This is a genomic window from Nostoc sp. CHAB 5715, assembly GCF_020829685.1.
GTDB lineage: Bacteria > Cyanobacteriota > Cyanobacteriia > Cyanobacteriales > Nostocaceae > Nostoc.
This window is the reverse complement of record NZ_JAIVFR010000360.1, coordinates 1-6,751: the sequence shown is the minus strand read 5'-3', so window position 1 is coordinate 6,751 and position 6,751 is coordinate 1. Positions and strand designations below refer to the sequence as shown.

General features: G+C 44.4%; 5 protein-coding genes and 2 pseudogenes. 5 read left to right on the top strand and 2 right to left on the bottom strand.

Annotated features, from left to right (window positions below):
• The first annotated feature begins 225 nt into the window (after positions 1-225).
• The 4 genes and pseudogenes from LC574_RS19980 to LC574_RS19965 form a co-directional block, all read left to right on the top strand.
• A complete protein-coding gene (locus LC574_RS19980; protein WP_229455134.1) occupies positions 226-432 on the top strand; it encodes a hypothetical protein in 207 nt (68 codons plus the stop codon).
• A 158-nt stretch (positions 433-590) separates the two neighbouring features.
• The gene (locus tag LC574_RS19975; protein WP_229455133.1) at positions 591-2,672 is read left to right on the top strand and encodes a prenyltransferase/squalene oxidase repeat-containing protein; all 2,082 of its coding nucleotides are present in this window, start codon (positions 591-593) and stop codon (positions 2,670-2,672) included.
• Positions 2,673-2,764: 92 nt separating this feature from the next.
• On the top strand, positions 2,765-4,075 hold the full coding sequence (locus LC574_RS19970; protein WP_229455132.1) for a hypothetical protein: 1,311 nt from the start codon (positions 2,765-2,767) through the stop codon (positions 4,073-4,075).
• A 501-nt stretch (positions 4,076-4,576) separates the two neighbouring features.
• Positions 4,577-4,860, top strand: a pseudogene (locus tag LC574_RS19965) (IS1 family transposase); the annotation flags it as partial.
• 60 nt (positions 4,861-4,920) lie between these two features.
• On the opposite strand, the pseudogene LC574_RS19960 reads toward LC574_RS19965, so the two are convergent.
• Positions 4,921-5,118, bottom strand: a pseudogene (locus LC574_RS19960) (DUF72 domain-containing protein); the annotation flags it as partial.
• A gap of 377 nt (positions 5,119-5,495) precedes the next feature.
• Between LC574_RS19960 and LC574_RS19955 the strand changes: the two are divergent.
• Positions 5,496-5,681 (top strand): hypothetical protein, encoded by a 186-nt coding sequence (locus LC574_RS19955; RefSeq protein ID WP_229455130.1) that lies wholly within the window; start codon positions 5,496-5,498, stop codon positions 5,679-5,681.
• 221 nt (positions 5,682-5,902) lie between these two features.
• Here LC574_RS19955 and LC574_RS19950 read toward each other — a convergent pair whose 3' ends face one another.
• Positions 5,903-6,550, bottom strand: a complete 648-nt coding sequence (locus LC574_RS19950; RefSeq protein ID WP_229455129.1) for a pentapeptide repeat-containing protein — start codon at positions 6,548-6,550, stop codon at positions 5,903-5,905.
• Positions 6,551-6,751 lie beyond the last annotated feature (201 nt).

The window sequence follows — 6,751 nt, the reverse complement described above, 5'->3', positions numbered from 1 at the left end:
GAGTTATGCTTGCATTTTATAGTTGATGTCAGGTTAAATTTGAACTTTTGTAATAATCCGAAATTACCGCGAAAATCTTTAGTTTTGTCCTGATGTCAGTATAGAGACAAAAAGTAAGTGGAAGGAGAAAATTCAAGTGTCTAATGCTAGACAACATAACTTGCCCTAAGTTTGTATTGAATTTAATCGCGACCTGCTCTAAAAACTACAACATGGAGAAACAGTATGCAATTTAAACAGTTTGAACCAATAAATGCCGAAAAGCACGAGCATGAAATTGTTTCAGTGGACGGACATGAGGTCGAAAGCCTGGACATCCAAGCCCTAGATGTTCAAGAACTAGAACGTCGCCTAGAGTTAGCCGCCGCTCCCACTGCCGCTCCCACTGACGCTCCCACTGATGATTCGCTTGTAGCTGTTATTTGGGAATAGGTAAGTAACTTTTCCCAGCATTAGTATAGACCCGACGGTGCAGCTTATTGTTGCATCGTCCTAAGTTTCGTACCACGTATATTACTCCTGATAGAAATTAATCCGTTTCAACTGTAAGTTTGTAAGAAAAATATTCAGTAAAGTCTTGAGGTGATTTTTTGTCTCTCCAATCCTTTGAAGCATTGTCTTCACCACCCTTTTCACTGCACATACAGCAGGAAATTGAAGTAACTAGAAAGGCTGTAGGTCGTTTGCTAGAGCGCTGGTCAGATGAACTTGCTCTGAGTTCTAATTTGCAGGTAACAATCTACGATTACTACCCTTATCTTTTTATAAAAGCATTTCCATCATTAACATTAGCAGATGTTAGACCTCTTAATCTTGCCAGCCGTCTCTTTGCCAGCTCGATCTTCCTTTACGACAAAATGATGGATTGTACGGCTACCGTTGATTTATCGACGAGTATATTATCTACTCAAGCGCGGCAGTTGGAAGCTTATTATCTGTTGCACCAAATCTTCCCACCGAAGACAGCCTTTTGGGAACGCTTCCATGACTACGTAGTGGAGTATGCCAAAGCCTGTGTTTATGAGTATCGCTTCGCTTCAGGAGACCAGCCTTGGCAGGAATATTCCGAGGCAGTGGCACTCCAAATTGCTGTCGGCAAGAACGGCATTTCTAAAGCCACCATTGCTGGGTTAGCTGAACTGGCGCAGGATGACAGTTTGCTCAAACCGTTAATAGAGGCGATTAACCACTTCAACATTGCCTGCCAAATGTCAGATGACCTCCTCGATTGGAAGGAAGATTTGTACAGCGGGATTCCCTCATTGCTTCTCTCACGCATTCTCCACGAACGACCTGCACAAGGTAACAAGGAAGAAATGACGCTCTGGAAGGACATACTAGCGCGTGAAATTTACTATGATGGGCATGCACGCTATATCGTGGAGTTAGCCCTTGAGTCACTTGAGCGCGCTGATAGGATAACAACAAACCTGCTTGGCTCTGAGTGGCACACTATTACAGCTAAGTTGCGCCATCGCTGCCAAGCTCTCTTGCAAGATATTGAGCGGATTGTGGACGCTAACCTTCACCGTGTGCGCTCACAGCCGAAGTTTGTCCTAACTCTTCCCTCTGCACAGAGTCCGTGGCAGCAGATAATTTGGGATGGATTGCGCTTCATTGTTCAGCAGTGGCGGTTCGGCTTTGGCGAGGCACGACACATTATGCACTTGACTCAAGAGGAGGAGTTCAGTGCAGCCCAGGAGTATCACTACGGTGACGTCTTTCAGCGAGCGCTAATTGCTGATGCCCTGTGTGATGCCGACGAACTGCTTCATGGTCAGCTTCAGCAGGTGATTGGTTACGAGGCTAGCTACTTGGTTAGCTGCCGACTGACTTCTGGGATTGGGGGATGGAGCTACTTCTCTAGTGTACCGGAGCTAGCGCCAGACGCTGACGATCTAGGTCAAGTTATGCAGGTTCTGCTGCGTGCTGGACGAAAAGCAGAGGTAGCTGAATATTGTGAAACACCGCTGGCGGTATTGTTGCAAGATAACGTTCGCGCTGATGGCTCTTTCGAGACTTGGATTGTGCCTGCTACGGGGCGTACTCCTCAGCAGGAGCGTCAGGTAGAATTTAATCAGTCTAAATGGGGTACTGGTCCAGACAACGAGGTAATGGCGAATCTGCTGTATGCGTTAATGCTCTACGACCAGCAGCGCTTTACACAAACAATTTGGGATGGAATGATGTACCTAGAATCCCAACAGCAAGCTGACGGGAGTTGGGTAAGCAGGTGGTATTACGGTTTGTACTACGGAACCTATGTCTGCCTGCGGCTGTTTGCTGTTGCTCAACCTGACTCGCCTACTATTGAGCGGGCCCTCAACTTCCTGCGAAGCCATCAAAGAGATGATGGGGGCTGGGGTTTGAAAGATGAGAGCGATCCCCTGAGTACAGCCTTGGCTCTGCTGGGACTGGCATCTGCTCAGGAGTGCAGTGGCGATACAGGCGATCTTAACCGAGCCGAGCGGGCACTGGTCTATCTCCAGCACAGCCAGGAAGATGATAATAGTTGGTCAAGCATTCAATTTATTCGTCCCAGAATCAACGAACCCTATGGCAGCCGAACAATTACGAGTACATATGTCGTAAAGGCTGCGATGGCTTGGAATCGATTGATCGAGAACGTATCTGTGAACAGGTCAGATATAGTCAGCAAGACAAAACAGTAGACTGTTACATCATTACGGTAAGTTAGTCACATTTAATAACGTGATTGCAAGCCTTCACCAAAGTGTAATTTTCCCGAGAGGAAGCACGTTGAATGGTTAAACGGCAACGCCAGCAGGCGCATTCAGTTACCGATTCACAGCAGGAGCAGATCGATCCAACAACCTTTGCAGAGCGAGGACTCAAGGAGCGATTAGTTGTTGACACCTCTGAAGGTCAACCAGTATATTTGCTGGTTAGTAAGAGTGGTAGCTACATCAGACTTTCGCCTATCGCGTATCAACTGCTTGTACAGCGTAGCTCAGGTGTGTCATTTGCAACACTAGCTGAGATCCTTAGTCAGCAAATGGGGCGGAGTGTATCGTTAGCTACCGTCGAGGCGGCTTATCAAAATGTTGTTGAGCGGATTGCAAAGATCGAACACAGTGCTAACCACACTCCATCAGGCTTTTTGCTACGCTGCTGTTTTCTACCAAAAGCAACCGTTAATAGAATCGCTTCCTACCTATCAGTAGTATTTCAGCCGGTGATAGCCTGTTGCCTTTTGACCGGAGTTATTTTGGCTACAGCAATAGCCCCACAACATGATCTTTCGCTTAATGTTACCCCGACGGTCTTCTGGTGTGGTTACGTGCTGTTTCTGGTTTCGTTACTCATACACGAACTTGGACACGCCAGCGCATGTGTACGTTATGGTGCCAAAGCGGGAGAGATTGGTGGCACCATTTACCTAATCTTCCCTGCCTTTTATAGTGATGTCAGTGCTGCCTGGGAACTGTTACGGTGGCAGCGCGTAATTGTTGACTTGGGAGGTATCTTTTTTCAGCTAGTTGTAGCTGCCCTCTACGTAATCGTCTATAAGCTCTCCGGCTGGGAGCCATTTAAGGTTGCTCTTATACTGATTGCAAGTAGCTGCCTATTTATGCTCAACCCAGTATTCAAATCCGATGGCTATTGGGTTATAGCAGATGCAATGGGCGTAACCAACTTAGGTCAGCAGCCGTTACGCATTTTTCACCATTTCATTGCTCGGCTGCGTCACCAACCAGTGCAGTCATTACCTTGGTCAATGTTAGTTACAGCCACGCTTGTACTATATACACTTCTTAGCTTTAGTATTTGGGGATATTTTCTTTGGGCTGTACTACCGATGCTATGGAGGCAAGTCCTCGGCTACCCATCCCTTGCTATTGCATTAATCAATGATTTCCTTAATTCTCCTCAAAGGTTGAACATTAAACATCTACAGTCCTTTCTGGGTTCTACTTTTAATGTACTCGTTGCATTGCTTATAGTGTTGAATCTGACTAGAGTGCTTGTACTCAAGTGTTGTGGTAAAGATTTTTGGGGAATACGAAGACTTGTTGTGTCGCTTAAGCAACAGATCCAAAAATTTTGGAAATGAAATAATAGCCATGCAAATTCCCTTTAAAAGACTGGTTAACAAAGAATTGAGTAACTCTTGCTGATAGCCAATATCTTCAACAGTGCGGTAAACCCTATGGTAGTGAATTTGCATTCCCAATGGTGTTGGGACAATTTTCAGATACTCGTTAAGGGCAAGTATGTAGCTATCCCTCTTCTGTCACTTTCCGGGAGGGCGATCGCTAGAAGCCTTATGAGGCAATCAATACAAGCTATACTATTAGAAAAAAATGGGTCTTGTATTTGTTATTAAAAAATAATCGCGCGACCGCTTGCTATACAAAAACTCTAGAATTCAGAAATGGCAAATGTTTTCGGAGAGTGACAGAAGAGGGTTATATCGTGTCCGGTTAAAGACTTATCAATAAGACCGCAGAGGGGCAGAGGAGCAGAGGGGCACAGGGAAAGGGTTTTAGGTTTTCTGCATAGAATTCGGGAATTATAACTAATTAGCCGGATATGATATTAGTGGGTATTTGATATGAATTGTCCAAGTTGTGATGACAGCCATATCCGTAAGAACGGAAGAAAAAGTGGTAAACAGAATTACATATCTGTTAGCTGTGGTCGTCAGTTTATTGATAACTACGAACCTTCAAGAACTTACAGTAATGAGATGAAGGAAGAATGCTTAAAAATGTATCCATCCTATCAGGTATGGGTTTCAGGGGCATTGAACGTGTTAAAGGAGTTCATCATACTACTATCATCACCTGGGTCAAACAACTGGGTCAAACGATGGTAGATGCACCAAGCCAAGACGTGCATGAAGGAGAATGGTCAGGCGATCGCAATATTCCATTAGTTAGAGAGCTGGATGAATTAGAAACCTGCTGGTGTTTCGGCAGCCCAACGGGTTACAGTTTCTTGGTTAGGCACGGCATAAAAGGTGGTGTTACCTTCTACAGTCGTGAAGCGACGACTGTAGAGATGCAGAAAATCGGCAGTGCGAGTGCCTTGGGGATAGAGTTCGCCCACCCAACCTTTATATGCCCAAACAGCACAACCGATAAAAAAGTTCACAGTGCCTAAAAGTCTTGAGATATCATATTCAATTTTACAGGCAGGTTGTAGGGATGGATGAAGCTAGATCAGATTTCCGAGTTCTTGAAGGATACTGCTGATCATTAAAATTACAAATTGCTTTCTCATTTCAGGAGATTCAGCAAGCAAACCCCAGCTTGCTTATTTTAGAGTTATATTAAAACCCAAACTAGTACGCCACGGCGTAAATAGAGCAACCATTTAAAGTCCCTAAAGAGCTTATTCCCTAATACTTTTGATTTTTGATTTTTGACTTCCGCCTTGCGGTACTAGGTAGTAGATATATACTTAGGTTAATTATTTTAGAGTTATATTAAAACACAAACTAGGTAGTCTCAAAAACTCAGAATTTTGGAGTGAGCGGCTTAGAAAAGGTCTTAGGTTTTCTCAATCCGGTATCTAACTTGTTAGACGGTAATATTGTTAGTCAAGGGGGTGCTACTTTAACATTCCAGGGACAGGCAAAAGCCATTTGCACACCATTGAACACACTTAATGGACTTAATCCAAATGGTCAACCTGATTTTTTGCAGCAGTTGTAAATCTGTTGCTCAATTTCTATACTCACGCGGAGGATTGTGGAGGTATTGTCAACTAGAGGAAGTACAGAACTCTAGTTGCTAGTTAGGTAATTACTCATTTCAGTAAACTGCGTATTCATTTTGGTGTTTTGGGCAAGCATTCAAGTAATTGAGAAAGCAATATGCTTGAATGCTTATTCATTTGAGTAATTCATCTACTCTGTGTCATAGCACAGCCTCAGCTATTGAAAAATTGAACCATCAGGCATAATTGCCCCTGCTAAGTTAGTACCAACTAGTTTAACCAGAAGGCGCTCACCAGAGCGAATCCGCGCTCCCGTTAAGTCGGCTCCTCGCAAGTCGGCCCCACTGAGATCCGCTCCAATCAAATTAGCAGCGCGTAAATTCGCCTCTCTGAGATCCGCTAAAAGTAGGTTTGCCCGAAATAAATTTGCTTCAGATAAATCCGCCCCTCTGAGGTTGACTTTGTGCATAAAAGTATCGCTGAGATTAGCACCGCTCAAATTGGCATAACTTAGATTTCTGCCAGATAAGTCTTTATTGCTCAAATTTGCCCGACTGTAATCTTTGCCACTCAAGTCTGAGTTTTGCTTTGGTGGTTTCTGGATTGTTTGAGATGGTTTTTCCTGTTGAGGTGGCGGTGAGTGATGTGTAGTTTGATGTTTGGTTTTTAGAGAGCGCAATTTTTCACGAGCTTCATTTATGGCTTTGAGCTTGTCTTGTGCTTTCTGCTGTAAACGGAGATTGTCTTTGGGAATGCGATCGGGATGCCAAACAAAGACTAAATCTTTGTAAGCCTGGTTCACTTCCTCAAGTGTTGCCCCAGGCTCTAATTCCAAAATTCTATAGTAGTGCTCCAGATCGCTCATACGATATTTTGGTGGACAATCAACTTAATTATGAGTGATGGAGCCATTTATTCGCTGCATCATTTGTTATTGATCATTGGGCATTGGGCATTGGGCATTGGGCATTGGGCATTGGGCATTGGGCATTGGGCATTGGGCATTGGGCATTGGGCATTGGGCATTGGGCATTGGGCATTGGGCATTGGGCATTGGGCATTGGGC

Excerpts from the sequence above, each read along its gene's own strand:
- LC574_RS19970 (WP_229455132.1), top strand. The coding sequence starts at position 2,765 with ATGGTTAAACGGCAACGCCAGCAGGCGCATTCAGTTACCGATTCACAG.
- LC574_RS19980 (WP_229455134.1), top strand. The coding sequence starts at position 226 with ATGCAATTTAAACAGTTTGAACCAATAAATGCCGAAAAGCACGAGCAT.
- LC574_RS19950 (WP_229455129.1), bottom strand. The coding sequence starts at position 6,550 with ATGAGCGATCTGGAGCACTACTATAGAATTTTGGAATTAGAGCCTGGG.